The following is a 332-nucleotide window of genomic DNA, read 5'->3' as shown; positions in this document are numbered from 1 at the left end:
TGAAATCCAGACCATTGCCGTGGTCAATCGTTCATTGACCGAGGAATCGGATAAATCCAACAAAACTTTGGAATCCATTGCGACAGGCGAAATAGTAGGTTCCGACAAACTGGCTTCCGACGAGGCAATCAAGGGTATTTTTGATGGGCTCCGCGATCAAGGCAACCTGCAGGTGGTTATTCCGGAAACGACCCGATTGGTGGGCACCGGAACAAGGTCCACACCTGAAGTTTTGAGCTGGGATCAAGTAGACGAAATTTGTGAAGCTTCGGGGGCCGATGTGCTTTTGGTGCTCGAAAATTTCGATTCCAATACCGATTTTGTGATCAATA

The 332-nt window shown here is 47.9% G+C and carries 1 protein-coding gene; it reads left to right on the top strand.

Annotated features, from left to right (window positions below; genetic code table 11):
* A partial coding sequence (locus ACRHNM_RS16490; RefSeq protein ID WP_431137719.1) for a DUF6340 family protein occupies positions 1–332 on the top strand: 332 nt, incomplete at both ends.

Origin of the sequence: Psychroserpens mesophilus (assembly GCF_050617655.1) — a bacterium.
In the GTDB taxonomy this organism is placed as follows: Bacteria; Bacteroidota; Bacteroidia; order Flavobacteriales; family Flavobacteriaceae; genus Psychroserpens; species Psychroserpens mesophilus_A.
Note: the sequence above shows the minus strand (reverse complement) of the source record. Positions and strands in the feature narration are given on the sequence as shown.